The sequence below is a fragment of the Erwinia sp. B116 genome, from assembly GCF_002865965.1.
Classification (GTDB): domain Bacteria; phylum Pseudomonadota; class Gammaproteobacteria; order Enterobacterales; family Enterobacteriaceae; genus Erwinia.
Window position 1 is genome coordinate 22,741 of the sequence record NZ_JRZZ01000008.1, and the last position, 24,187, is coordinate 46,927.

25 protein-coding genes are annotated in these 24,187 nt (G+C 60.3%); 14 read left to right on the forward strand and 11 right to left on the reverse strand.

Annotated features, from left to right (window positions below; genetic code table 11):
• Nucleotides 1–235 precede the first annotated feature (235 nt).
• Nucleotides 236–1,711, forward strand: a complete 1,476-nt coding sequence (gene zwf / locus NV64_RS08130; RefSeq protein WP_056241915.1) for a glucose-6-phosphate dehydrogenase — start codon at nucleotides 236–238, stop codon at nucleotides 1,709–1,711.
• 58 nt (nucleotides 1,712–1,769) lie between these two features.
• Nucleotides 1,770–2,411 carry a bifunctional 4-hydroxy-2-oxoglutarate aldolase/2-dehydro-3-deoxy-phosphogluconate aldolase gene (locus NV64_RS08135; protein WP_101505710.1) on the forward strand — a complete coding sequence of 214 codons (642 nt, stop codon included), beginning with the start codon at nucleotides 1,770–1,772 and terminating at the stop codon, nucleotides 2,409–2,411.
• 48 nt (nucleotides 2,412–2,459) lie between these two features.
• On the opposite strand, the gene purT is transcribed toward NV64_RS08135, so the two are convergent.
• Entirely contained in the window at nucleotides 2,460–3,638 is a 1,179-nt protein-coding gene (gene purT / locus NV64_RS08140; RefSeq protein WP_101505711.1) for a formate-dependent phosphoribosylglycinamide formyltransferase, read from the reverse strand.
• A 139-nt stretch (nucleotides 3,639–3,777) separates the two neighbouring features.
• On the opposite strand from purT, the gene NV64_RS08145 reads away from it, so the two are divergent.
• On the forward strand, nucleotides 3,778–4,074 hold the full coding sequence (locus NV64_RS08145; RefSeq protein ID WP_101505712.1) for a YebG family protein: 297 nt from the start codon (nucleotides 3,778–3,780) through the stop codon (nucleotides 4,072–4,074).
• 187 nt (nucleotides 4,075–4,261) lie between these two features.
• Here the strand turns inward: NV64_RS08145 and NV64_RS08150 are convergent, their stop codons facing one another.
• Complete coding sequence (locus NV64_RS08150; RefSeq protein WP_101505713.1) at nucleotides 4,262–5,095, reverse strand: sugar phosphate isomerase/epimerase; 834 nt, start codon at nucleotides 5,093–5,095, stop codon at nucleotides 4,262–4,264.
• Between the two features lie 177 nt (nucleotides 5,096–5,272).
• Between NV64_RS08150 and NV64_RS08155 the strand changes: the two genes are divergently transcribed.
• Both NV64_RS08155 and NV64_RS08165 read left to right on the forward strand, forming a co-directional pair.
• The gene (locus NV64_RS08155; protein WP_056241926.1) at nucleotides 5,273–5,923 is read left to right on the forward strand and encodes a tellurite resistance TerB family protein; all 651 of its coding nucleotides are present in this window, start codon (nucleotides 5,273–5,275) and stop codon (nucleotides 5,921–5,923) included.
• A 167-nt stretch (nucleotides 5,924–6,090) separates the two neighbouring features.
• Nucleotides 6,091–8,151 (forward strand): S9 family peptidase, encoded by a 2,061-nt coding sequence (locus NV64_RS08165; protein WP_101505715.1) that lies wholly within the window; start codon nucleotides 6,091–6,093, stop codon nucleotides 8,149–8,151.
• On the opposite strand, the gene exoX is transcribed toward NV64_RS08165, so the two are convergent.
• From exoX to NV64_RS08180, 3 genes are all read right to left on the reverse strand, one after another.
• Nucleotides 8,148–8,813, reverse strand: coding sequence for an exodeoxyribonuclease X (exoX, locus tag NV64_RS08170; protein ID WP_101505716.1), 666 nt, complete (start codon nucleotides 8,811–8,813; stop codon nucleotides 8,148–8,150). The genes NV64_RS08165 and exoX overlap by 4 nt on opposite strands.
• Before the next feature lie 12 nt (nucleotides 8,814–8,825).
• Nucleotides 8,826–9,584 carry a carbon-nitrogen hydrolase family protein gene (locus NV64_RS08175; protein WP_101505717.1) on the reverse strand — a complete coding sequence of 253 codons (759 nt, stop codon included), beginning with the start codon at nucleotides 9,582–9,584 and terminating at the stop codon, nucleotides 8,826–8,828.
• Between the two features lie 131 nt (nucleotides 9,585–9,715).
• Nucleotides 9,716–9,946: a DNA polymerase III subunit theta gene (locus tag NV64_RS08180; protein ID WP_056241938.1), complete on the reverse strand. Its 231-nt coding sequence runs from the start codon at nucleotides 9,944–9,946 to the stop codon at nucleotides 9,716–9,718.
• A 166-nt stretch (nucleotides 9,947–10,112) separates the two neighbouring features.
• On the opposite strand from NV64_RS08180, the gene yobA reads away from it, so the two are divergent.
• The 3 genes from yobA to NV64_RS08195 all read left to right on the forward strand — a co-directional run bounded on the left by yobA (nucleotide 10,113) and on the right by NV64_RS08195 (nucleotide 11,757).
• A complete protein-coding gene (yobA, locus tag NV64_RS08185) occupies nucleotides 10,113–10,475 on the forward strand; it encodes a CopC domain-containing protein YobA (RefSeq protein WP_101505718.1) in 363 nt (120 codons plus the stop codon).
• Nucleotide 10,476: 1 nt separating this feature from the next.
• Complete coding sequence (gene copD, locus NV64_RS08190) at nucleotides 10,477–11,355, forward strand: copper homeostasis membrane protein CopD (protein WP_101505719.1); 879 nt, start codon at nucleotides 10,477–10,479, stop codon at nucleotides 11,353–11,355.
• 66 nt (nucleotides 11,356–11,421) lie between these two features.
• A complete protein-coding gene (locus NV64_RS08195; protein ID WP_101505720.1) occupies nucleotides 11,422–11,757 on the forward strand; it encodes a YebY family protein in 336 nt (111 codons plus the stop codon).
• A gap of 398 nt (nucleotides 11,758–12,155) precedes the next feature.
• Here the strand turns inward: NV64_RS08195 and NV64_RS08200 are convergent, their stop codons facing one another.
• Nucleotides 12,156–12,398 (reverse strand): type II toxin-antitoxin system HicB family antitoxin, encoded by a 243-nt coding sequence (locus NV64_RS08200; RefSeq protein ID WP_072166475.1) that lies wholly within the window; start codon nucleotides 12,396–12,398, stop codon nucleotides 12,156–12,158.
• A 230-nt stretch (nucleotides 12,399–12,628) separates the two neighbouring features.
• On the opposite strand from NV64_RS08200, the gene umuD reads away from it, so the two are divergent.
• The 3 genes from umuD to NV64_RS08215 all read left to right on the forward strand — a co-directional run bounded on the left by umuD (nucleotide 12,629) and on the right by NV64_RS08215 (nucleotide 14,690).
• Entirely contained in the window at nucleotides 12,629–13,048 is a 420-nt protein-coding gene (gene umuD / locus NV64_RS08205; RefSeq protein WP_101505760.1) for a translesion error-prone DNA polymerase V autoproteolytic subunit, read from the forward strand.
• Entirely contained in the window at nucleotides 13,048–14,310 is a 1,263-nt protein-coding gene (gene umuC, locus NV64_RS08210; RefSeq protein WP_101505721.1) for a translesion error-prone DNA polymerase V subunit UmuC, read from the forward strand. The genes umuD and umuC overlap by 1 nt, the downstream gene beginning before the upstream one ends.
• 131 nt (nucleotides 14,311–14,441) lie before the next feature.
• The gene (locus NV64_RS08215) at nucleotides 14,442–14,690 is read left to right on the forward strand and encodes a hypothetical protein (protein WP_072166476.1); all 249 of its coding nucleotides are present in this window, start codon (nucleotides 14,442–14,444) and stop codon (nucleotides 14,688–14,690) included.
• A gap of 127 nt (nucleotides 14,691–14,817) precedes the next feature.
• Here NV64_RS08215 and NV64_RS08220 read toward each other — a convergent pair whose 3' ends face one another.
• Together NV64_RS08220 and NV64_RS08225 are read right to left on the reverse strand one after the other, a co-directional pair.
• A complete protein-coding gene (locus NV64_RS08220; RefSeq protein WP_056241955.1) occupies nucleotides 14,818–14,973 on the reverse strand; it encodes a Hok/Gef family protein in 156 nt (51 codons plus the stop codon).
• Nucleotides 14,974–15,404: 431 nt separating this feature from the next.
• On the reverse strand, nucleotides 15,405–16,520 hold the full coding sequence (locus NV64_RS08225; protein WP_101505761.1) for an AI-2E family transporter: 1,116 nt from the start codon (nucleotides 16,518–16,520) through the stop codon (nucleotides 15,405–15,407).
• A 222-nt stretch (nucleotides 16,521–16,742) separates the two neighbouring features.
• Between NV64_RS08225 and NV64_RS08230 the strand changes: the two genes are divergently transcribed.
• Nucleotides 16,743–17,036, forward strand: a complete 294-nt coding sequence (locus NV64_RS08230) for a hypothetical protein (RefSeq protein WP_056241958.1) — start codon at nucleotides 16,743–16,745, stop codon at nucleotides 17,034–17,036.
• A gap of 214 nt (nucleotides 17,037–17,250) precedes the next feature.
• On the opposite strand, the gene rsmF is transcribed toward NV64_RS08230, so the two are convergent.
• The 3 genes from rsmF to yebS form a co-directional block, all read right to left on the reverse strand.
• Entirely contained in the window at nucleotides 17,251–18,684 is a 1,434-nt protein-coding gene (gene rsmF / locus NV64_RS08235) for a 16S rRNA (cytosine(1407)-C(5))-methyltransferase RsmF (protein WP_072166477.1), read from the reverse strand.
• A gap of 133 nt (nucleotides 18,685–18,817) precedes the next feature.
• Complete coding sequence (locus NV64_RS08240) at nucleotides 18,818–21,451, reverse strand: PqiB family protein (protein ID WP_101505722.1); 2,634 nt, start codon at nucleotides 21,449–21,451, stop codon at nucleotides 18,818–18,820.
• Complete coding sequence (yebS, locus tag NV64_RS08245) at nucleotides 21,420–22,670, reverse strand: membrane integrity lipid transport subunit YebS (protein WP_101505723.1); 1,251 nt, start codon at nucleotides 22,668–22,670, stop codon at nucleotides 21,420–21,422. The genes NV64_RS08240 and yebS overlap by 32 nt, the downstream gene beginning before the upstream one ends.
• Before the next feature lie 208 nt (nucleotides 22,671–22,878).
• Between yebS and NV64_RS08250 the strand changes: the two genes are divergently transcribed.
• Complete coding sequence (locus NV64_RS08250) at nucleotides 22,879–23,379, forward strand: GAF domain-containing protein (RefSeq protein ID WP_056241968.1); 501 nt, start codon at nucleotides 22,879–22,881, stop codon at nucleotides 23,377–23,379.
• Nucleotides 23,380–23,475: 96 nt separating this feature from the next.
• Nucleotides 23,476–24,171 (forward strand): RNA chaperone ProQ, encoded by a 696-nt coding sequence (gene proQ, locus NV64_RS08255; protein WP_056241972.1) that lies wholly within the window; start codon nucleotides 23,476–23,478, stop codon nucleotides 24,169–24,171.
• Nucleotides 24,172–24,187: the final 16 nt, after the last annotated feature.

Here is a 24,187-nt window from a genome sequence, read left to right on the forward strand (position 1 = left end):
TTTCACAACGGTAATAACGGTAACAAAAACGATGGAAAATTACGCATAATTTATCGCCCGCCCGGAAGGTGGGGCGGTATATTGCCCGATAACTGAATACATTGTGCCAGAGTGGCCTGCCCTGGTTTACGCGCACCGGGCAAAGCAGTACATTGTATTGAAACAAAATTACAATAAGAGTCTGTCCACTTACGGAATCACCAGGACGGGCTAATCCTGCAACGAGGAGAATGAAATGGCGGTTACACAAACAGCTCAGGCATGCGATCTGGTGATTTTCGGTGCCAAAGGCGACCTGGCGCGCCGGAAACTGTTGCCCTCTCTGTATCAACTGGAGAAAGCCGGACAGATCCATGAAGAGTCCCGCATCATCGGCGTTGGCCGTGCTGAGTGGGATAAAGCAGCCTACACCAAGGTAGTGCGTGAGGCGCTGGAAACCTTCATGAAGGAAAAAATCGATGAAGCGCTGTGGGATAAACTCAGCAGCCGTCTCGATTTCTGCAACCTGGACGTTAACGACAGCAGCCACTTCCCGCGCCTGGGCAAAATGCTTGACCAGAAAAAACGCGTAACTATCAACTACTTTGCCATGCCGCCAAGCACCTTTGGCGCAATTTGCAAAGGCCTTGGCCAGGCAAAGCTGAATGCCAAGCCGGCGCGCGTGGTAATGGAAAAGCCGCTGGGTACTTCACTGGCGACCTCGCAGGAAATTAACGACCAGGTCGGTGAGTTCTTCGAAGAGAGCCAGGTGTTCCGTATTGACCACTATCTCGGCAAAGAGACGGTGCTGAACCTGCTGGCGCTGCGCTTCTCCAACTCGTTGTTTGCCTCTAACTGGGATAACCGTACCATCGACCACGTGCAGATCACCGTGGCGGAAGAGGTGGGAATCGAAGGCCGCTGGGGTTACTTCGACCAGGCCGGCCAGATGCGCGATATGATCCAGAACCACCTGCTGCAGGTGCTGACCATGATCGCCATGTCACCGCCGGCCGATCTGTCGGCTGACCGCATCCGTGACGAGAAAGTGAAGGTGCTGCGTTCACTGCGCCGCATTGACCACACCAACGTGCGTGAAAAAACCGTGCGCGGCCAGTACACCGCCGGTTTCGTGCAGGGCAAAAAAGTACCGGGCTACCTGGAAGAAGAGGGTGCCAATAAGAACAGCAACACCGAATCTTTCGTCTCGATCCGCGTGGATATCGACGACTGGCGCTGGGCGGGCGTGCCGTTCTACCTGCGCACCGGTAAGCGACTGCCGACCAAATGTTCAGAAGTGGTGGTCTACTTCAAGAACCCGGCGCTGAACCTGTTCAAAGACTCTTGGCAGGAACTGCCGCAGAACAAACTGACCATTCGTCTGCAGCCGGATGAGGGCGTGGAAATCCAGATCCTCAACAAAGTGCCGGGCCTGGATCACAAGCACAACCTGCAGACCACCAAGCTGGATCTGAGCTTCTCTGAGACCTTCAATCAGTCGCACCTGGCGGACGCCTACGAGCGCCTGCTGCTGGAAACCATGCGCGGCATTCAGGCGCTGTTCGTGCGCCGCGACGAAGTGGAAGAGGCCTGGAAGTGGGTTGACTCCATCATGGACGCCTGGTCTGCGGATAAAGAAGCGCCGAAGCCTTATCAGGCCGGGACCTGGGGCCCGGTCGCATCGGTGGCGATGATCACCCGCGACGGCCGTTCGTGGAACGAGTTCGAGTAATCTGCTGATGTTCTGAAACCCGCTACGGCGGGTTTTTTTATTACAAGGAGACTGAGCAATGAGTAACTGGAAAATCAGCGCCCGCCAGATCCTGGAGACGGGCCCGGTGGTACCGGTGATCGTGGTCAACGACGTTGCGCACGCGGTGCCAATGGCGAAAGCGCTGGTGGCAGGGGGGATCCGCGTGCTGGAGGTTACCCTGCGTACCCCCTACGCGCTGGAGGCGCTGCAGGCGATGGTGCGCGAGGTGCCGGAAGCGATAGTCGGGGCCGGCACGGTGCTGAACGCGCAGCAGCTGCAACAGGTGACCGACGCCGGCGCGCAGTTCGCTATCAGCCCGGGCTTAACCGAACCGCTGCTGCGTGCCGCCGTCGACGGGCCGCTGCCGCTTATTCCGGGCATCAGTAGCGTATCGGAGCTGATGACCGGGCTGGATTACGGGCTGCGGGAATTCAAGTTCTTCCCGGCGGAAGCCAACGGCGGCGTGAAGGCGCTGCAGGCGATTGCTGGCCCGTTCCCGCAGGTGCGTTTCTGCCCGACCGGCGGTATCTCCCCGGCCAACTATCGTGACTATCTGGCGCTGAACAGCGTGCTGTGCATCGGTGGATCCTGGCTGGTGCCGTTGGACGCGCTGGAAGCAGGAGATTATCAGCGGATTACGCAGCTGGCGCGGGAAGCGGTGGCCGGCGCGCGGCAGTGACGAGCGCAGGTGATTTTCGGGGCGGCGCACACCGCCCCGGATTCGGCGTTAGCCGCTGACCTTCACGCTGGCCGCTGCCGCCACCGCGCGGGCGACCGCTTCATCAACGTTGTCGCCGGTGGCCAGCGCTACGCCCATACGACGCTGACCGCGCACTTCCGGCTTGCCGAACAGGCGCAGCTGCAGGCCGGCACCCAGCGCGGCGGAGAGATTGCCAAACTGTACGTTGTCGCTGTCCAGCTCCGGCAGGATCACCGCCGAGGCCGACGGGCCGTACTGGCGAATGCCGCCAACCGGCAGGCCGAGGAAGGCGCGCACGTGCAGGGCGAATTCGGAAACGTCCTGCGAGATCAGCGTAACCATGCCGGTATCGTGCGGGCGCGGTGACACTTCGCTGAACACCACTTCATCACCACAGACAAACAGCTCGACGCCGAACAGGCCGCGGCCGCCGAGGGCGGTGACCACTTTTTCTGCGATTGCCTGGGCACGTTCCAGCGCCAGCGCGCTCATCTGCTGCGGCTGCCAGGATTCGCGATAGTCGCCCTCTTCCTGACGGTGGCCGATCGGCGCGCAGAAGTGGATACCGTCTACCGCACTGATGGTCAACAGGGTGATTTCGAAATCGAACTTCACCACGCCTTCGACAATCACCCGCCCGGCACCGGCGCGGCCGCCCTGCTGGGCGTACTCCCAGGCCGCATCCAGCTGAGCCGCATCACGGATAAAGCTCTGGCCTTTGCCGGACGAGCTCATCACCGGCTTGACGATGCACGGGAAGCCGATTTCATCGGCGGCGGCGAGAAACGCCGCGTGGCTGTCGGCGAAACGGTAGGTTGAGGTCGGCAGCGCCAGTTCTTCAGCCGCCAGGCGACGGATGCCTTCGCGGTTCATGGTCAGTTTAGCGGCGCGGGCGGTCGGCACCACGTGCTGGCCCTGCTTTTCCAGCTCAATCAGCATATCGGTAGCGATGGCTTCAATTTCAGGCACTACAAAGTCGGGCTTCTCAAGGGCAACCAGCGCGGCGAGCGCGGCACCGTCCAGCATATTGACAACGTGGCTGCGGTGAGCCACGTGCATCGCTGGCGCATCGGCATAGCGATCGACGGCGATCACTTCCACCCCAAGACGCTGGCACTCCAGGGCCACTTCTTTACCCAGTTCGCCCGATCCTAACAGCATTACGCGTGTCGCAGCAGGGCGCAGCGCGGTTCCTAAAGTCGTCATAATGTCTACCTGATTGGATGAAAAATAACGCGCGCAGTATAAACGAAAACGTTTGCGCGATCATCCGTTACGGGAAGCTTGAGTCAAAAAACCGTTGCTGTTATACTGTATATAAACACAGTTAACCGGAGTGAACATCATGGCTGTTGAGATTAAATACGTTGTCGTCAGAAAAGGTGAGGAAAAGATGACTTTTGCCAGCAAGAAGGAAGCCGATGCGTACGACAAAATGCTCGATATGGCGGAAGTGTTCTCTGACTGGTTAACCACCAGCCAGCTTGAACTGGACGAACAGCAGGGCGAGGCGCTGGGCCTGTTCCTGGCGGAGAATAAAGATGCCCTGCAGCATATCCTGCGCAGCGGCAAGCTGCCGGAAGAGAGCAGCGACAGCACCGAAGACGACGCCACTACGCTGCGCGCGGTAAAATCGGCCTGATGGCTGACCGGGCGTCCGGTCGGCATAATGACGGGTATCGCCACTTCATGGCTGGCCGGATCCCCGGCCACCTGTGCCTCTCTGCCCGCACGTCTCCGTCTGCCTGATGATGTCAGCGCTATTCCGGCTCCCGGACAAATACTTTGCCGCCTGTGCAGATCGGCTGTTGCTGGCGGGGGAGCTTTTTTCACGATCGATAGCCTGCGGTGTCCAGCACCCTGCGCAGTGACTGCATTGCCGCGTCAGCCGTCAGATGCGCATCGGCTGCGTGACGCTCGTCATTAAATACCTCCAGCCCGACTGGCCCGCGGTAATCCAGCGTTTTCAGGTGTTGCAGCAGCGATGTTAAAGGGAAGTTTCCCTCACCGGGCAACAGGCGGTGGTGACGCGCGGTTTCAACCAGCTGGTTTTTCTGCGGCCGGGCGCTAAGATCCGACAGCTGCACCAGGTAAATTTTTTCCGCCGGGATCCCCGTCAGATCCTGAAGTGTGCGCCCACCGGCGAAAATATGAAAGGCATCCACCACCAGCCCGATATTAGCGGCGCCGGTCTTTTGTATCAGCTGCCAGGCTGCATCGGTGGTGTTGATATGCTGGCTCCAGGCCATCGCTTCATAGGCGACCCGCAACCCGCGCTCTGCCGCCTGTGCCGTCAGCCAGCGCAGATCCTGCAGTACGCAGCCGGCATCGCAGCAGGGATCGGTGGAGGCTGGGGTCAGTATCGTGTTTGCTCTCAGCTTAACGGCGTTGTCCATCATCGTCAGCGCCTCACGTCGCTTATCCTCACGTTTGTCGCCGCGCGCGCCGTCAAAATCCAGCAACACCTGATAGTCGGCCAGTCCCAGCTGCAGTTCGTGCAGCAGCGGCGCCAGCGTGAAGACCCCCCCGCCGGCGGCCTGCACATCCTGTTGCCACAGTTCAACCTGATCAAAGCCCGCTGACTTCGCCGCACGCAGCTTCTGCTGCGGCGTGCCGCCGGTGAGAATGGTGTTAAGAAACAGCGGGGAAGCGTGCTGCGTCATCAATGCTCCTGAAAACTTACGAACCAGGTAGTACAGAGTAGAAGCCCTGTAGCGGTCCGGCAAGTTCAGCGCCCGAAAGCGCTATGGCGGCATCTTCTTTAACCGGCCTTTGCATCCTTTGACGTTTCCTGACGCGCCTTCGCCTATTGTGGTGTTTTTCGGCCAGAAGGAACCACTATGAGCAACTGGTTACAGCAGATTCAATCGGTACTGGGTAAGGCGGGTAAATCCTCCGGCGGGGAAGGGCTGAGCAAAATGCTGGCTCCCGGCGCGCTGGGCGGGCTGGCGGGCATGCTGATTGCCAGCAAGTCGTCACGTAATCTGCTGGCTAAGTACGGCAAAAATGCGCTGATCATTGGCGGTAGCGCGGCGGCGGGTGCGGTGCTGTGGAACAGGTACAAGCAGCGGGTCAGCGAAACCCACCGCGACCAGCCGCAGTTCGGTCAGCAGAGCACGCCGGTGGACCGCCGCGCCGAACGGCTGATTGAAGCGCTGGTGTTTGCCGCCAAAAGCGATGGCCATATCGACAGCTCAGAGCGTCAGGCCATCGATGAACATATCCGCCAGTCGGGCCTCGGCGAACAGGCCGAACGGCTGGTGCAGCAGGCGATTGAGCGTCCGCTGGATCCACAGCGGCTGGCCGCGGATGTCAAAAATGAAGAAGAGGCGCTGGAGGTCTATTTCCTCAGCAACCTGGTGATTGACGCCGACCACTTTATGGAGCGCAGCTACCTGCAGGCGCTGGGTGACGCGCTGAACATTCCGCAGGACGTGCGGGATTCGATTCTGGGTGACATCCGCGAAGAGAAACTGAAACTGACTGCCTGACGCTGACGCTGACGCTGACGCTGACGCTGACGCTGACGCTGACGCTGACGCTGACCCGGGCGATTTCCCGTCGCCCGACCTTTTTGTGTTCCCACCCGCATAATTCCTTGGCATTTCGTCCGCTTACTGCCAGTCTTTCAGACAGGCACAGCAACCGCGAAGAGACTATGACCCCTCCATTAGCGAAAAAAATCCCCCATCAGATGACCCTGCATGGTGAAACCCGTACCGACAACTACTACTGGATGCGTGACGACCAGCGCGCTGACCCGGAAGTGCTGGCCTGGCTGCAGGCTGAGAACGATTACGGTCAGCAGCTGCTGGCCCCGCAGCAGGCGCTGCAGGCCGAGCTGCTGAAAGAGATTGTCGATCGTATTCCGCCGCGTGACCAGTCGGTGCCCTATGTGAAGCGCGGCTGGCGTTACCAGAGCCGCTTTGAAGAGGGCAACGAGTACGCGATCCACAGCCGCCAGCCGGCGGATACCGCCACGCCGGAGCAGTGGCAGACGCTGGTCGACGGCAATCAGCGCGCGGCGGACAGCGAATTCTATACGCTGGGCGGCATGGCCATCAGCCGCGACAATCAGATCCTGGCGCTGGCGGAGGATTTCCTCTCACGCCGTATCTACAGCATTCGCCTGCGTAATCTCAGCACCGATCGTCAGTATGACGAGGTGCTGGAGCAGGTCTCCAGCAGCATGACCTGGGCCAACGACTCGCAGACGCTCTACTACGTGCGTAAGCACCCGCAGACGCTGCTGCCGTACCAGGTGTGGCGACATACCCTCGGCACCCCGCAGCAGCAGGACCAGCTGGTGTATGAAGAGGCGGACGATACCTTTTACGTCGGCGTATATAAAACCACCTCTGAGCAGTACATCGCCATCTCGCTTAACAGCAGTACCACCAGCGAGATCCTGCTGCTGGACGCCGGCGATCCGCAGGCGCAGCCGCAGCTGTTCAGCCCGCGGCGTAAAGATCATGAGTACAGCGTCGATCACTACCAGCAGCAGTTCTTTATCCGCTCCAACCGCGACGGGAAAAACTTTGGCCTTTACCGCAGCGCAACCGCGGATGACGCGGCCTGGCAGCCGGTGATCGCCCCGCGGGGGGATATCGTGCTGGAGGGCTACAGCCTGTTCCGCGACTGGCTGGTGGTGGAAGAGCGCCAGCGCGGGCTGACCAGCCTGCGGCAGATCCACTGGCAGAACGGCAAAGAGGTGCGTATCGCCTTCGACGATCCGACCTACGTTACCTGGGTGGGCCACAACCCGGAGCCGGAGACCAGCAAGCTGCGCTACGGCTACTCGTCGATGACCACGCCGGATACCCTCTACGAGCTGGATATGGACAGCGGCGAACGCAGCGTGCTGAAGCAGACCGAGGTGAAAGGTTTTGACGCCACGCGTTACCGCAGCGAGCGCCACTGGGTGACCATGCGCGACGGCGTTGAGGTGCCGGTGTCGCTGGTTTACCGCCAGGACAGCTATACACCGGGCCACAACCCGCTGCTGGTCTACGGCTACGGCTCGTACGGCAGCAGCATGGATGCGGATTTCAGCGCCAGCCGCCTCAGCCTGCTCGACCGCGGCTTTGTCTTCGCCCTGACCCATATCCGCGGCGGCGGCGAGATGGGGCAGCAGTGGTATGACGACGGCCGTCTGCTGAACAAGATGAACACCTTTAACGACTTTATCGACCTGACCGAGGCGCTGGTGGCACAGGGTTACGGCGATCCGGCAAAACTGTACGCGATGGGCGGCAGCGCCGGTGGCCTGCTGATGGGCGCGGTGATCAACCAGCAGCCCGCGCGCTTCCACGGCGTGGTGGCTCAGGTGCCGTTTGTTGACGTGGTGACCACCATGCTGGATGAGAGCATTCCGCTGACCACCGGCGAATACGATGAGTGGGGCAACCCGGCCGACGAGCAGTACTACCGCTATATTCGTCAGTACAGCCCGTACGACAACGTCACCGCGCAGGCCTATCCGCATCTGCTGGTGACCACCGGGCTGCACGACTCGCAGGTACAGTACTGGGAGCCGGCCAAATGGGTGGCAAAACTGCGTGAGCTGAAAACTGATGACCATCTGCTGGTGCTGCACACCGATATGGATGCCGGCCACGGCGGCAAATCAGGGCGTTATAAGGTGTGGGAAGAGGTGGCGCTGGAGTACGCCTTCCTGATTGGGCTGGCGAACGGAACGCTCGCCGGCCCGGCCGCTTAATCGGCGGCGCTTAAGGCGCGCAGCAGGGCACCGCGCAGGTCGGGCTTCAGGTCCGGGATATTTTTCAGCATCCACTGACAGTATCCCGGATCTTTTTTCGCCACGTCGTCAACCTTCTGCCCGCGATACTTACCAAACGGCAGGCTGTTGACCGAGCCTTTGACCTGCATGCGGCGCAGCATTTCCGCAGCATCCCAGCCGCTGTAGTCCATGATGCGTATCAGCAGCGCGGCGGTGACGTAGCAGTCGTACAGCGCCCGGTGAGCGTGCAGCTCCGGCGGCGGTGACACCTCCAGCTGCAGCGACTCGCGCAGCGCCTGGTTGCCGTACTTGCGCCCCGGCCACAGCGCGCGGGCGAGGGTCATGGTACAGATCCACTCTCCGTGCATCTCCGGCAGCATCCGCCGGTCAAAGCTGGCGTTGTGCGCAACGTAAAACGCGCTGCCGTGATAACGGCCGATCGCCTGCTCGATGGTCGGCTTGCCGCGCACCATCGCTTCGGTAATGCGGTGAATGGCCATCGCCTGGCGGCCAATTGGCCGGTCCGGCAGGATCAGGTCGCTCATCGGGTTAACGATCTGCCCGTCGACCACGTCCACCGAGGCCACTTCGACAATGCCGCCCTGCAGGCCGCAGGTTTCGGTGTCGATCACTCGTAACATACTCACTCCTTTCTAGCGCTCCGCCGTGGCGTGCAGCGCATGCACTTCGCCGTGCCACTGGCTGCCCCGGCGGCGGGCGATAATCAGCTGCTCACCGTCGCCACCGCGCACCACCTGCTGCCCGTCGGGGCTCCAGAACGCGCTCTTGCCGGCAGAGACGTAGGCGCCGGTCGGCCAGGCATGGTTGGCCATCAGTACCGCCATCTGATACGTCTCTGACCAGCGGGCCAGCAGCGCGCAGTCGGCTTCATATCCCTTTTCTGATACCAGCACGCTGGTGGCATAGAGATCGGCCCCCTGCTGCGCGGCGTCGCGGGCGAACTGTTCGACGCTGATGTCGGCGCAGATCGCCAGCACCACGTTCTGCTGCGGCTGGCCGAACATCGGCACCGGGCTGCCCTGGCTGAAAATCTGCCGCTCGTCGCCAAACAGGTTGCGCTTGCTGTAGGCAAAACGCGTGCCGTCCGCGAGGAAGGTGGCGGCAGAGAGCATCACATCCTGCTGGTTTTTCAACGGCAGGCCAACACAGATACTCATCCCGTACTGCTGTGCTGCGTCCGCAAACACCTGCAGGCGGGGATCGTCCGCGGCCATCGCCAGCTCCACCATCAGCGGCAGCTCATAGCCGGTCAGCGAGAGCTCCGGGAACACCAGCAGATCGACGTTAAGTTCGGCAGCCTGGCGGATAAACGCCAGGTGGTGCTCAATATTCCATGTGATATTGCCCGCGCGCGAGCCTGACTGTGCAGCAGCGATATTCCAGCCGGACATTGACCTTACCTTTCAACCTGAAGCAGAGGCTGACAGCGTAACGCAAGTCGGACGTGAACGAAACGCACGACTCTGTTTTTGTTTAGATTGAAACGTCGGTGTGGGAGGCGGGAGGCGGGGGCCGCCGCGCGCTATTTCTGTTTCGGTTCATACGGCAGTCGGGAGAGGGACAACGACGCCTGCCGGTAGTGCATCAGCCGCTGGCGGAACCAGTCACGCAGCGCTTCCGGCTGCTCGCGCTCCACCATCTCGGCGATCGCCGGCATATTGTAGCGTTCCTTAAACGCCACGCCGGCGGCGGCCAGCTCGACGTTGATTTTGTCCTTTTCCTGCTGCGGTAATGTTGCCAGATTGTTACTCATGATCTTCTCCTGCTAGTCTGCGGCAGAAAATAATGCAGAAGGCACGGATTAGCAAGTTTAGCGGCCAATTGATCGCCGCTGTCGCCTCGACACCCGTTTTTAAGCGGGGTATTCTTTCGGCCTCAGGCAGCGACGTGCTGCGTCCCGTTATGGATGATTAAGCAATATGCGTAATTTCTGCAGGGTCTCCGGGCTGCTGGTTGCCGCGCTGTTCGCGCAACAGGCCGCCGCTCATGCTCATCTGAAAACCCACTATCCGGCCGCCGACGCCGTGGTTACCGCCTCGCCGCAGGCGCTGACGCTGACCTTCTCGGAAGATATCGAGCCCGCCTTTAGCGGCCTGGACGTCGCTGCCGCAAATCAACAGCCGGTGGCGCTGGGCAAGGCGCAGCGTGACGCGAAAATGCACAATCAGCTGATCGTGCCGCTGGAAAAACCGCTGACCAGCGGCAGCTACCAGGTGAAGTGGCACGTGCTTTCCGTGGACGGCCACAAGACCAAAGGAAGCTACCGCTTCTCCGTGAAGTAACATGTCGCTGACCGCGCTCTATATCCTCTGCCGCTGGCTGCACTTTGGCGCGCTGATGTCGCTGGCGGGGGCCGGGTTTTACACCGTCCTGCTGGCGCCTTCGCGCTATCGGCCGCATCTGAGCGGGCGTTTACGCCCCTTGATGGCCGCCGCCAGCGGCGTGACGCTGATGAGCACGCTGCTGCTGTTGACGGCCCAGACCGGGCTGATGGGCGACGGCTGGGGCGATATGCTCAGCGCGGAGGTCTGGCAGGCGGTGCTGAACACCGGCTTTGGCCGGGTCTGGCAGTGGCAGTGCCTGTTTGCGCTGTGCGGCTGCCTGGCCTGGCTGTTGCGCGGTGCCGCAGGCCAGCGCCTGTTGTTGCTGATGGCGCTGCTGCAGCTGGCCGGTCTGGCGTTTGTCGGCCACGCGGCGATGCTGGACGGCTGGGCAGGGGGCGTTCAGCGGGTTAACCAGATGACGCACCTGATCGGCGCGGCGTTCTGGGCCGGCGGCCTGCTGCCGCTGGTGGTGGTAATGCGCGAAGCGCGTGGTGTGGCCCACCGCTATGATGCCATCCGCACCCTGATGCGCTTCTCCCGTTACGGCCATCTGGCGGTCGCGCTGGTGGTGCTGAGCGGTGTGCTGAACTCGCTGCTGCTGCTCGGCTGGCCACCGGCCAGCTTCCGCCTCTACAGTCAGCTGCTGCTGGTAAAAGTCGCGTTGGTGGCCGCTATGACGCTGATCGCGCTGGTTAACCGCTACTGGCTGGTGCCGCGTTTTCAGCGCAGCGGTCAGCGGGCACAGCAGTTGTTTATCCGTACTACGCTGGCAGAAATCGTGCTGGCGGCGCTGGCGCTGCTGGCGGTGAGCCTGTTTGCCACGCTGCAACCGGGTTGAGCCATGGCGGCGCACAGACGCACTGAAAAAATACAGTTAAGACATCGTGTTAAGGTAAAAATCGTAATGAAAAATTGGGCATTGCTGTTTATTGCACTGGGCGTGAGCACCAGCGCGCTGGCTGGCGTTGAAACGGTCAGTCGTTTTGATATGGGCAAGGATAACTGGCCGTTTACCCGCGAAGAGATGATGCTGAGCTGCGAAAAGGGTAACGTGCTGTTTGCGATCAACGACGGTACGCTGATGCAATATCCATTGAACGAAGAGGCGATCGCCAAAGTGCAGGCCGGGCAGACGCACGGCGTGCCGATTGAGAAAGTGCTGGCGGATGACCCGAACAATCCGGGCCATAAAAAGAGCCTGGCACCGATTATCGCCCGCGCCGAGAAGCTCTGTAACTGACTGCCGGGGCAGGGGGAGGCCCCTCTGCCGCCGTTGGTAAACCCGCGCTGCGACGGTTAACGCCGTGTTAACTTCAGCCCGGCGGATGATCGGCCTGTCTCGCCAGCGTTGTGAACGTGCTGCCGATCTCACCTGCTGCTACTCCTGCCGGTCGCCGTATAGTTAGCGCGCACGGCGTTTTGCCGCCAGTCTCCGGCGGCGGACGCCCGTTTCTGCCGCTTCGATCACAATGCTAACATTAAGTTAACATCTTCATTTCCACCGGCTGGAATTCCCCTGCCGGTGGTCTATCTTTTAAGAGTCAGGCACACCGCCTGCATTAATGCCAACTTTTAGCGCACGGCTCTGTAAAGAGCCATTTCCCTGGACCAAAGGCAGGATTGGCCTTTGGTCTTTTTTTATGTCGGTACCTTAATAAACCGCTCGGTAGCCGCACGCGCCAGAAACTCGGAACGGCTGCGATACCCAGGATGGTTTGCCACAAACCGATTGATACGCCGGATCGGCAGCATCGGAAGCGTCACGTTAATTTTTCCGGCTTTGCCCATCAGGGGAGTGACATCCACGTCAACCAGCGCCCGGATAGTTCCTGCATATTCCCCGTCATCAATGAACGCCTCAATACAGGTGGTGGAAGGCAACAGTTTCACCTTCTTCTACCAAAAGTTCTGTATGGCCCTCAATGGCTTCGCGAACGCTATCAATCGCATCCTGATAGCTATCGCCAGAATCCTTTAAGCATGTTCACCCCTGCGTAGTTAAATCCCACCGTTCATCAACCGCATAGTTCGTCGCCCGTGAAAAAGGGTTGATCGTTGGTAATGATCGATAATACTGTATATATATACAGATATTTCTTATGTGGTGTTCTATGCAAATTTTTAAGGCCTGCGAGTGGCCCTCTCTGCTGGCTTTACCCCTGTTCCTTGAACGGGTGCCGTGCGGCTTTCCGTCACCGGCGCAGGACTATATTGAGACGCGCATCAATCTCAACGACGTATGCATTGCTCACCCCAGTGCCACCTACTTTATCCGCGTCAGCGGCGATTCGATGATCGGGGCGGGCATCGGCGATGGCGATATGCTGGTGGTCGACAGCTCGCTGACCGCGGTGCACGGTGATATCGTGGTGGCCTCCATCGACGGCGAGTTTACGGTAAAAAAACTGCAGCTGAGTCCGGTACCGCGGCTGGTGCCCATGAATCGTGCTTACTCGCCGATCGTCATCAACCCGGAAGAGGGGCTGAATCTGTTCGGCGTAGTGACCTTTGTGATTAAGCCGACCCGCTGATGTTCGCGCTGGCCGATGTGAACAGCTTTTACGCCAGTTGCGAAACGGTGTTTCGCCCGGACCTGCGCGGTAAGCCGGTGGTGGTGCTGAGCAATAATGACGGCTGCGTGATTGCGCTGTCGGCGGAGGCGAAGCGGCTCGGGATCGTAATGGGTGCGCCGTACTTCCAGCAAAAAGCGCTGTTTCAGCAGCACCGGGTCAATGTCTTCAGCTCGAATTATGCGCTCTACGCAGATATGAGCCAGCGGGTGATGATGCTGCTGGAAGAGATGGCGCCGGGCACCGAGATCTACTCGATCGATGAGGCATTCCTGAACCTGACCGGCGTCAGCCACTGCATGCCGCTGGCGCAGTTCGGCCATCAGGTGCGGGACCGTATTAAGAAGGAGGCGCATCTGACCATCGGCGTCGGCATTGCGCCGACCAAAACGCTGGCCAAGCTGGCGAATCACGCGGCCAAAAAGTGGCCGCAAACCGGCGGCGTGGTCGATCTCTCCAGCCCGGAACGGCAGCGTAAACTGCTGGCCCTGGTCGAAGTGGCCGACGTGTGGGGCGTAGGCCGGCGAATCAGTAAAAAACTCAGTCTGCTGGGGATCGACACGGCGTTGCAGCTGGCGGAGAGTTCGCCGTGGATGATTCGTAAGAATTTTAACGTGGTGCTGGAGCGCACGGTGCGTGAACTGCGTGGCGAACCCTGCCTTGCGCTGGAGGAGTTTGCCCCGGCGAAACAGCAGATCGTCTGCTCGCGTTCGTTTGGCAGCCGCATCACCGATTACCAGGACATGCGCCAGGCGGTGTGCGCCTACGCCGAGCGGGCGGCGGAAAAGCTGCGTCAGGAGCGCCAGTACTGCCGCCAGGTCTCGGTCTTTGTGCGCACCAGCCCGCACACGCCCGGCGAGGTGTTTTACGGCAATCAGGCGGGGGGATGCCTGCCGCTGCCGAGTAATGATACCCGTGACATTATCCGACTGGCGATGGCGGCGCTGGATCGTATCTGGATCGACGGGCACCGCTATATGAAGGCCGGCGTGATGCTCGGCGACTTCTTCAGCCAGGGAGTGGCACAGCTGAACCTGTTTGATGAGTGCCAGCCGCAGGCCAACAGCGCCGCGCTGATGCAGATCCTCGACGGTATTAACCAGCAGGGGAAGGGCAAGCTGTGGTTTGCCGGACAGGGGATGCAGAAAAGCTGGGCGATGAAGCGCGAGATGCTGTCGCCCGCCTATACCACCCGTTGCGCCGACCTGCCCGTCGCAAAGTGAAACAGGGCAACGTTGCGGGTGTTGTTCTCCCCGGGGCCTCTCCCGCGCAGTAGCGCCGGACCGGTGCGCCGTGTTACAAAGATTCCCCGGCGGACAAATCCGGCGGATAACCGGTTGAGAAGGCGTGGATAATGGAAACAGTATTGGGCTTTATGGGGTTAATTCTCGGGGCATGGGCGGTCAGGGTCATCTGCCGCCGACCGCCGACCACCGGCTGGACGATTGCGAAAGCCGTCTTTGCCGCCGGTTACTTCCTGGCGGCAGGCGGGATTGGCGGTACGCAGCCCGAGAACCGCGTTTACGCCATCGTCGCGCTGCTGCTCGGTGCCGCCGTCGTGCTGTTGCTCAGCCGCCGTGGTCAGGCAGCGCCAGCCGCTTAGCCTGCTGGCGGCAACGGTCGCTCCGGACGACAGGCTGATTCGTCCGATCGCGAATAAAAAGGCGGGTGCTTAAGACCGGTTGCGGACAACAGCGGTTGGCGGGGAGGTGACTCCCCGCCGTTTGCCTTTACCTTATGGATTCGTAAGCCATAAAGACGGCAACAACCTCCGTTTGCCCGCTTCGGATGCGCAGCTCACAGAGGTCTTTTCTGCTGAGCACCACCACCACCGTAATGGTGATGATGATCAGAATGGCGATCGTGATCGCCGCGTGCTGTCTCATGGTTACTCCTCCTTGTCTTTCGACCGATAAAGGACTAACCTTCATGTTGTTGCGCATTAGGGTCAGGCCTCATTTGATGAATATCGAATGGGGCTTTTCTCTTTCTGCCGTCAACATACACACTGCTTAAGGCAGAAAGCCTCAAGCACCCGCCTGCACACTACGCCTTTTTTCTGCGCCCGCCTAACGCCAGTTTGGCATCGAATGCTGTCGCTCTGAAAGTTTCCTGATAATGTCGAAAATTGCGCATTTTTTGTATGCTGAAGTGGCGGCGTGCAGGGCGTTGTCAGCGATAAAAAGGTGGGTGAGGGGGGATACGGAAATGGCTAATCCCTGGCTTGCTACGGATAAAAGATGCGCCTTTCTGTTGTCTTGCATCAGGCGGCAGGTTTGGCTAACGGGCCCAGCTTAATGGCCCGTTAGCCCAGCCGTTACTCGGTTTTGTCGTGCTGGCTCAGCCCTTCTTCAAAGAAGTCCGGGTCGATCTCGTCGGTGTTGCCCTTATGGTCGCGGCCGGAGAGCAGGTTCCAGCAGGAGATGAACAGCGCGGCGATCAGCGGGCCGATCACAAAGCCGTTGATGCCGTAAATCTCCATGCCGCCGAGGGTGGTGATCAGGATCAGGTAGTCCGGCATTTTGGTGTCTTTACCCACCAGCAGCGGGCGCAGGATATTATCGATCAGGCCAATGACCACCACAAAGAAGAACGCCAGCACCAGCCCCTTCACCAGCGCACCGCTGAACAGGAAGTAAAGCACCACCGGCAGCCAGATAATCGCCGAACCCACCGCCGGGATCAGCGACAGGAATGCCATCAGCGAGCCCCATAAAATGCTGCCCTGAATATCCGCGAAGAAGAAGGCAATGCCCCCCAGCGTTCCCTGAACCACCGCCACCACCACGGTACCTTTAACGGTGGCGCGGGAAACGGCGGCAAATTTGACGAACAGATGGTGTTTAACGTGATCGGTCAGCGGAATGGCCTTAAAGGCCAGGCTGACCAGGTAGGCGCCGTCTTTCAGCAGGAAGAACAGCAGGTAGAGCATCACACCAAAGCCGATGGTGAAACTGAAGGTACTCTTGCCAATCAGCATAATGCTGCCGGCGAAGAACTGACCGCCTTTCATCGCCGCGCCGGAAAGTTGCTGCTGGATATGTTCGGGGTTGTTGAGGTTATTTTCGGCAAGGAAGTGGCGCGCCCAGCTCGGCAGGTGATTGACCACGCTGCTGACCACCGTGGCCAGTTCGGTCTGGTTATTCTGCAGCCGGTTATAGAGGGCGTTGCATTCAATCGCCAGCGATGACGCTACCAGCGCGAGGGGGATAAAAACGATCAGGCAGATTGCCAGCAGCGTCAGCAGCGAGGCAATGCCATTTTTGTCCCCCAGCGCGTTGCGCAGGCGGGTTTTTAACGGGTGGAAAATAATCGCCAGGATCGCGGCCCAGAGGATCGCGGAAAAATAGGGCCCCAGCACGTGTAAAAAGGCCAGCGTGGTTATGGCCAGAATAAAGATAAAGAATCCCTTACTAATACCTTTGATCAGCATCTGATAGTCTCGTTTTAACTTATTGATTACAGTGCTGAACATAGTACAGGTTTGGCTAACCGGCAACGTGGCGCGGGGAATAATTGAGTGAACGCAAGGTTCACCGTGCTTGCTTGTTGCCGCAGATTAACCGATAAAAGAGCGCGTACCCGATCGTCGCGCGAAAACGCGGGCGGCCGCTGCATCGGGTACCCCCGTTATCCGCCGTCTGGAGTTTGTGATATGAGCAACGATAAAGAGATTTCGATCGACCAGTTTACCGCCGAAGAGAAGCTGCTGGTGGAACTGCGCGTTAAAACGCTAACGACGAAGCTGGGCCACGTTGCCAGTAAGAAAGAGGAGAAGGAGATCCTGAAAGAGGCCAAAAAGCTGGTGATGAAGGAGCGGCTGGCGAAGGAGGCTAACAAAAAGACGCCGGTAAAACGGGTGAAAAAACCTTCTGCGGCAAAAGAGAGCGAAGTGAAGGACTTTAGCTGGAGTGGTTCGCTGCGAAAAAATCCGCGCGCGGTGAAATAGCCGGGCAGGGTCTGCTGCCGGATGCCGGCATAAACGCGTACCGGCATCGGTTTAAAACGGCGCGTGCAGGGCACCGTTCAGGCAGGGTACCTTACCGGTTAGCATTCCGGCTGCGTTCTCCCGGACAGGGTGCTTTACCGGTTAACGTTCAGACTGCAACCGTCCGGACAGGGCGCGTTACCGCTGCTCCTGCCCCGGCAGGGCGTCCGATCCCTCAGACGCCGAACAGCTTGCCGTCGCGCACCAGCTCGCGCGGGTAGTTGTTTTTGATGCGGCTGCCCACCGTTTTTGCCAGCCCGATCGGCTGCTGCTGATGGCAAATGATCAGCTCACCGGCCGGCAGCGGGCGCTCCGGATAGATATCCCGCCCGCGATACCACTCTTCCGCTTCACCGCTGCTCAGTTCCACCGCGTTGGCCGCCTGCGCGCTGGCCAGCGCCACCACGGCTTCATGCTGCCAGCGGTAGCCTTTGGCAAAGGTCTCGGCCAGCTTCAGGCCGATGCGGGAAAAACGCACGCGGTTCAGCAGCGGCTCGATGGCCGCCGGAAACAGCCACAGCTCTTTGTCGCGCTGCCACAGCGTCAGCTCAGCGCTCCACTGCAAACCGACTTTTGCCGCCGCGTCGGCCACCTCCTGCTGTAGCTTACGGCTCAACGGGCTGAACGGCAGCTTGCCGAGCTTATAGCCGGGCACCGGCAGCTGTGCAACGCCGGCGGTCTTGCGCAGGCGGGCCACAAAGAACCCCTCGCTGTCGAACACCTGCGGGAAGACGTGCAGGAAACCTTCCGGGGTCGCCACCTGCTCCGCGCCGCTAAACAGCTGGTTCAGCGGCTCCACCTCTACAGCGTCCGGATAACGTGCCAGCAGCCAGGCGATCACCTGCTGGTTTTCGCTGCGGTTCAGCGTGCAGGTGGAGTAGACCAGCGTGCCGCCCGGACGCAGGGCATGGAACGCGCTGTCGATCAGCTCGCACTGGGTGGCGGCGATTGTCGCGGTGCTTTCCTCGCTCCAGTTGCGCAGCGCGTCCGCATCCTTGCGCACCACGCCTTCGCCGGAGCAGGGGGCATCCAGCAGGATCGCATCAAAGGACTCCGGCAGCGCCGCGCCAAACACCCGGCCGTCGAAGTGGGTCATGGCGGTGTTGCTGATTCCGCAGCGGCTGAGGTTGGCGTGCAGTACCTTGACCCGGCTGGCCGAGTACTCATTGGCCAGGATGGCACCGGTGTTGTTCATACGCGCGGCGATCTGGGTGGTTTTTGAACCTGGCGCGGCGGCCACGTCCATCACCCGCCCGGGCGACGGGCTGCCGTCAAACAGCGCGGTCACCGGCAGCATCGAGCTGGCTTCCTGAATGTAGAACAGCCCGGCCAGGTGCTCGGCGGTGCTGCCCAATGGCAGGGTGTCCGCATCGTCGCGGCTGATCCAGAACCCCTCTGCGCACCACGGCACCGGAGTCAGCGCCCACTGATAGGGCGCGACCTGCGCCAGGAAGTCCGCCACGCTGATTTTCAGCGTGTTGACGCGCAGGCTGCGGCGCAGCGGCTGCTGGCTGATGGCGATAAAGCGCGCAAATTCTGCGTTGTCAGGCAGCAGTTGCTGCATTTCATCAAGAAACGGCTGGGGAAAAAAGACGCGGGAAGAGGACACAGACGGGTTCCGGGAAAGTCAAAAGAGAGTGCAGTCTACCACAGTTGGCGGCGGGCGTGGAAAACGACGGGAGCGGCGAGAAGTCAGGACGGGAAATCCCGTCCTGAGGTTGCGGTGGAGCACAGGCCTGCGCTTATTTCGGCAGGGCGGTGCCCCATTTACGCCACTCTTTCGGCTCTTCGTCCTCCAGCAGGAAGTGCTTGCCGGAGGTGGCCTGCGGCGCAAGCGGCACCGTTGGCGGGGTGGCAAACGCGATGCCGCCCTGAATAAACTGCTGGAAGGTGCCGGTTTTCACCACGCCGCCGATCAGGCCAAACTTCAGGTTGTAGCCGGAAGCCAGCCAGAATACCGAGTTGTTACGTACCAGGTGCTGGTACTTCTGGCTGATGCGCAGGGTAATCTGTACGCGGTCGGCCATGGATCCCAGTGAGGTGCCGGTGACGGTACCGACCTCGACGCCGCGGAACAGCACCGGCGTGCCCACCGACAGCGAGCCGCCTTCAGCAGCGTCAACCACCACGTTCAGCCCGTCGAGGTAGCGCGCATCGGTGATGGTGGACTCCTGCAGCTCGAAGGTGCGCAGCGCGCGGCCTTTACCCGGATCGACGTTGATATAGGGCTGCAGCAGCGTCTCCAGGTGGTTAACCCCGGCGGCGGAAATCTGCGGTGAAACCACCGAGAAGCGGCTGCCGAGGCGGGCAAAGTTGTCCACGTACTCCGGGTAGAGCACCGCTTTGGCGATCACCTGATTGTTGTCGACCCCCAGCGCCAGCGACTCCAGCTGGCCGATGGTGATGCCGAGATAGCGGATCGGCATGCCTTCAGAGAGCTTGCTGGCGTCAAAGGTACGCAGGGTGATCTGGCTGCCGACGGCGCGGGCGGCGGTTTCTGAGGCGTAGAGCACGCGCTTATCCTGACGGGTCAGCCCGGCACCGGCGCCGCTCAGGTTGTCGAAGCTGATCGCCCCTTTCAGCGCGCGATTAAGCGGCGAAGCCTGCACGGTCAGCCCGCTGCCGTTCAGCTGCACCCGCGCCCCGCCTTCGGCCCAGAAGACGCTGTTGGCGGTCAGCAGACGGCGGTACTCCGGCTTGATATGCACGCTGACGTCAAAGGCGTCCGCACGTGGGGTCACGCCGACGATCTCGCCGACCTGGAATTTACGGTACAGCACCACGGAACCGGCCTGAATATCCGGCAGGCTGCCCGCGGTCAGCGTCAGGGTGGTCGGCAGCGTATCGCCGGTGACGCCTTCCTCGGCTTTTTCCGCGTTAGCATAGAGCGGGTAGCGGCTTTTTGGCTCGCCTTTGCCGCCCGGATCGAGGCGGATACCGCCATCCACCCATTCACGCGCGCTGGCACCCAGCACTTCCATGCCGTCGATGCCCAGCTTCACGTCCAGACGGCTGTTGATGATAAATTTACTGTCGCCATGCACCAGGCCACGGTGTTCCGGGGCGACGGCAACGTCGAAGCTGACGCCTTTCTCGGTCAGGGTGCGTTTCACCACCTGGCCGATGCGCATGCCGTACAGCACCAGCGGCTGGCCGGCGTCAATGCCGTAGCTCTCCGGCGCGCTCAGGGTCAGCTGCAGAGTGTTCGCCTGCTGCAGCAGCGACTCGTTATCCGCCAGCACCACAAAGTGGTGCTGGGGTTCGCCGTCGCCGGGCACCAGCTCCAGCGTATTGCCGGTCAGCAGGTTACTCAGGCTGCTGTCGCTGAGGCTGATTTTCGGGCTGCGCATCTCAATGCGCGTGCCGCTGCGCATCAGGCCGCTGACCGAAGGGTCGAGCGTCAGTTCACCGCTGACCTTGCCGCCGTCCAGCAGGTTCAGTCTGGTCAGCGTACCGACCTCCAGCCCCTGATACATCAGCGGCGTGCGTCCGGCCTTCAGGTTCTTACCGTCGGGCAGGTCAAGGGTGATTTGCACCCCGCGCTGGCTCTGCGCCAGGTCCGGGTAGAGCGGGTAGCTGTCGTCGGTTTTGGCTTCTGCCGACTGCGCCGGAGAGTCGAAAGCGATTGCTCCGTTAACCAGCGCCGCCAGGCTCTCCAGTTCGACCTTCGCGCCGCTCAGGCTGACGTCCGCCTTCACGCCGGAAACGTTCCAGAAACGGCTCTCTTTTTTCACCAGGTTGGTAAAGCGGCGTTCGATCAGCACGTCGATGGTGACGCCGCCGCTGCCGCTGTTAATGCTGTAGTCGTAAACGCGGCCTACCGGGATTTTGCGGAAATAGACCAGCGAGCCGCTGTTCAGCGCGCCGAGATCCGGCGCGTGCAGGTGGATCAGCATCTCGCCGGTGTTGACACGGTACTTCGGCTGGGTATCCAGCGCGACGAAGTTCTCCCGCAGTTCGCCCTTGCCCGGCATCATGCCGATGTAGTTACCGCCCACCAGCGCATCGAGGCCGGAGACGCCCGCCAGCGAGGCCTTCGGCGTCACCAGCCAGAACTGGGTCTGTTCGCGCAGCGCGTCTTTCATATCACTTTTGATACTGGCCTTGATCTTAATGGTGCGCAGATCGTCGGTCATGCTGATACCCTGCACCTGGCCGACCTCAACCCCCTGATAACGCACCGGCGTGCGGCCCGGCACGATGCCGTCCGCGGTGGCGAAATCGATGGTCACGGTGGTGCCGCGCTCCTGCCAGGTGGTCCACACCAGCCAGCCGGCGATCAGCAGGGCAATAAACGGCAGCAGCCAGAACGGCGAAATTTTTCGCCGGCGGATCAGGCGTGCGCTAGTCGGTATAGTCGGCGTTTCCTGTTGCATGTGCATCCCAAAGTAAACGGCTATCCAGCCACTCAACGGCAAGGATAGTTAAGATAACCGCAGAACCGAAGTAGAAAGCCGCCGGTCCCATAGTGAAGGCCAGAAGCTGGTCGCGATTGACCAGCGACATGGTTAACGAAATAACAAACAGATCGAGCATCGACCAGCGGCCCACCCACTGCACCACGCGCAGCAGGCGAATGCGGGTTTTCAGGCCCTGTTCGCAGTTGAAATGGATGCTCAGCAGCAGGGTCAGCATCACGAGAACCTTGGTAAACGGCACCAGAATACTGGCAATGAACACCACCGCCGCCACCGGAATATTGCCTGCCGCCAGCGACATGATGCCGGAGAGAATGGTGTCCTCCTGGCGCGCGCCGTTCAGATAGATTACCGAAATCGGCAGCAGGTTGGCCGGCAGCAGCAGCACGATGGAGGCGATCAGTGCCGCCCAGCACTTCTGCAGGCTGTACGGGCGGCGCAGGGTCAGCGGCGTATGGCAGCGCGGGCAGCGGCCACGTTCGTCGGCCACGCCGGTAAAGTGGCAGCTCAGACACACGCGCAGATCCTCGACGCGGGCGACGTCCTGCCTGTGCTGCTGCGGGTAAAAACGGCACCACAGCTGCTCGACGTTAAGGTGGATCAGCGTCAGCAGGCTGAGCACGGTCAGAACCAGAAACGCCACCAGCCCCGGACCGGGATCGAGATCGGCATAATCCTGCACTTTAATCGAGGCGACGGCCAGCCCGACCAGGTAGATGTCCAGCATCACCCACTCTTTCAGCCGGTCGAGCATCAGCAGCACCGGGCGCAGGTTCATGCCCACCTTTTCGCCAAACGACAGGTAGCAGATGGAGGCCACCAGGGTCAGCGGCGCGCCCAGCGTACAGAACGCCACCATTGAGGCGGCAATCAACTCGCCCTGCTGGGTCATCTGCATTATGCCGCCCAGCAGGCTGGCGCTGATATTGGTACCGAGCAGGCGGATCGACATCAGCGGCAGGCCGAAGGCGAACGGCATCAGCAGCAGCATCGTTACCGCCATTGCGGTCAGCCGGGTCATCGACCAGTCGCGGCCGTTGAGGATGCGCGCGTTGCAGCGCGGGCAGTGCGCCGACTCGCTGGATTTCACATCTGGTAAGGAAAAAAGGGTATCGCACTGCGGGCATCGCTGATAACGTGCCTGGGGCAGAGCATGAGTGATAGCGTGTATTTTCATCGTTCCGATCGCGCTCAGGCCCTTGGTATACGGGAGCAGGGCAGTGTTATGACAAGATAGTATGACACGTCAGCGCCATCAGGGTTCAGCATCCTGCTAAGGGTATCCTAAGCCACCGCATGTTGCATCTTGTCCTGACGGACAACAGCTGATTATTTTATTACACGGGGCCGCCAGGTGGCTCCGCAACATTATATAGTGATGAACCGTGAATAAAGCAGAATTTTACAACGACCTCAACCGTGATATGACCGCGTTACTTACCGGCGAAACCAGCTTCCTGGCGGTACTGGGTAACTGCAGCGCACTTCTGTATGAACGCCTGAACGGCGTTAACTGGGCGGGCTTTTATCTGCTGACCGAACAGGACACCCTGGTACTCGGACCGTTTCAGGGCAAAATCGCCTGCGTGCGTATTCCGGTAGGCCGGGGCGTCTGCGGTACCGCGGTGGCCACCCGCAGCGTGCAGCGCGTTGATGACGTGCACGCTTTCCCGGGCCATATTGCCTGTGACGCCGCGAGTAACGCTGAAATTGTGCTGCCGCTGGTGGTGAACGGCGAAATAATCGGCGTTCTTGATATCGACAGCGTAGAGTACAACCGCTTTGATGGTGAGGATGAAGCAGGGCTGAAAGCCTTGACTGACGGGCTGTGCAGGGTGCTGGCCGCGACGGATGTGGAAAAATTTATTCACATGAAACGCGCCTAAAGCGCTGGATCACGTAGCATTTACTGATGGGCGCATTATAATGGCGCCTGTTCATGCCTGCGCTGATTGGCAAACCCGTTGTAATCAGGAAATTTCATGGAAAATCAACCTAAGTTGAATAGCACCAAAGAAGTCATTGCCTTTCTGGCAGAGCGTTTCCCACAATGCTTTAGCGCCGAAGGCGAAGCACGACCACTGAAGATCGGAATCTTCCAGGACCTGGTCGACCGCGTGCAGGGTGAAATGAATCTGAGCAAAACTCAGCTTCGTTCTGCACTGCGTCTTTATACCTCCAGCTGGCGTTATCTGTACGGCATCAAAGCCGGTGCGGACCGCGTTGACCTTGACGGCAACGCCTGTGGTCAACTGGATGAGCAGCATGTTGAGCACGCCCGCAAACAGCTTGAAGAAGCCAAAGCGCGCGTGCAGGCACAGCGTGAGCAGCAGCAGGCGAAAAAACGTGAAGCCGGTGAAGAGACCGCCCCACGCCGCCCGCGTAAACCTGCCCGCAAGCCTGCCGAAGGCGAGCAGCCGCGTAAACCACGCAGCAGCAAACCGGCTCGCCCTCAAGCGGAACAGGCACCTGCCGCCGCCGCCGTACGTGAAGAACGTCAGCCGCCGCGCAAGCCGGTTACCGACACCTCTGCATTGCAAGTGGGTCAGAACATCAAAGTCACCGCAGGCAAAAGTGCCATGGACGCCACCATTCTTGAAATCAGTAAAGAAGGTGTCCGGGTACAGCTGGCTTCCGGCCTGGCAATGATCGTACGCGCAGAACACTTGCAGTTCTGATACGGAGGCTAATCAG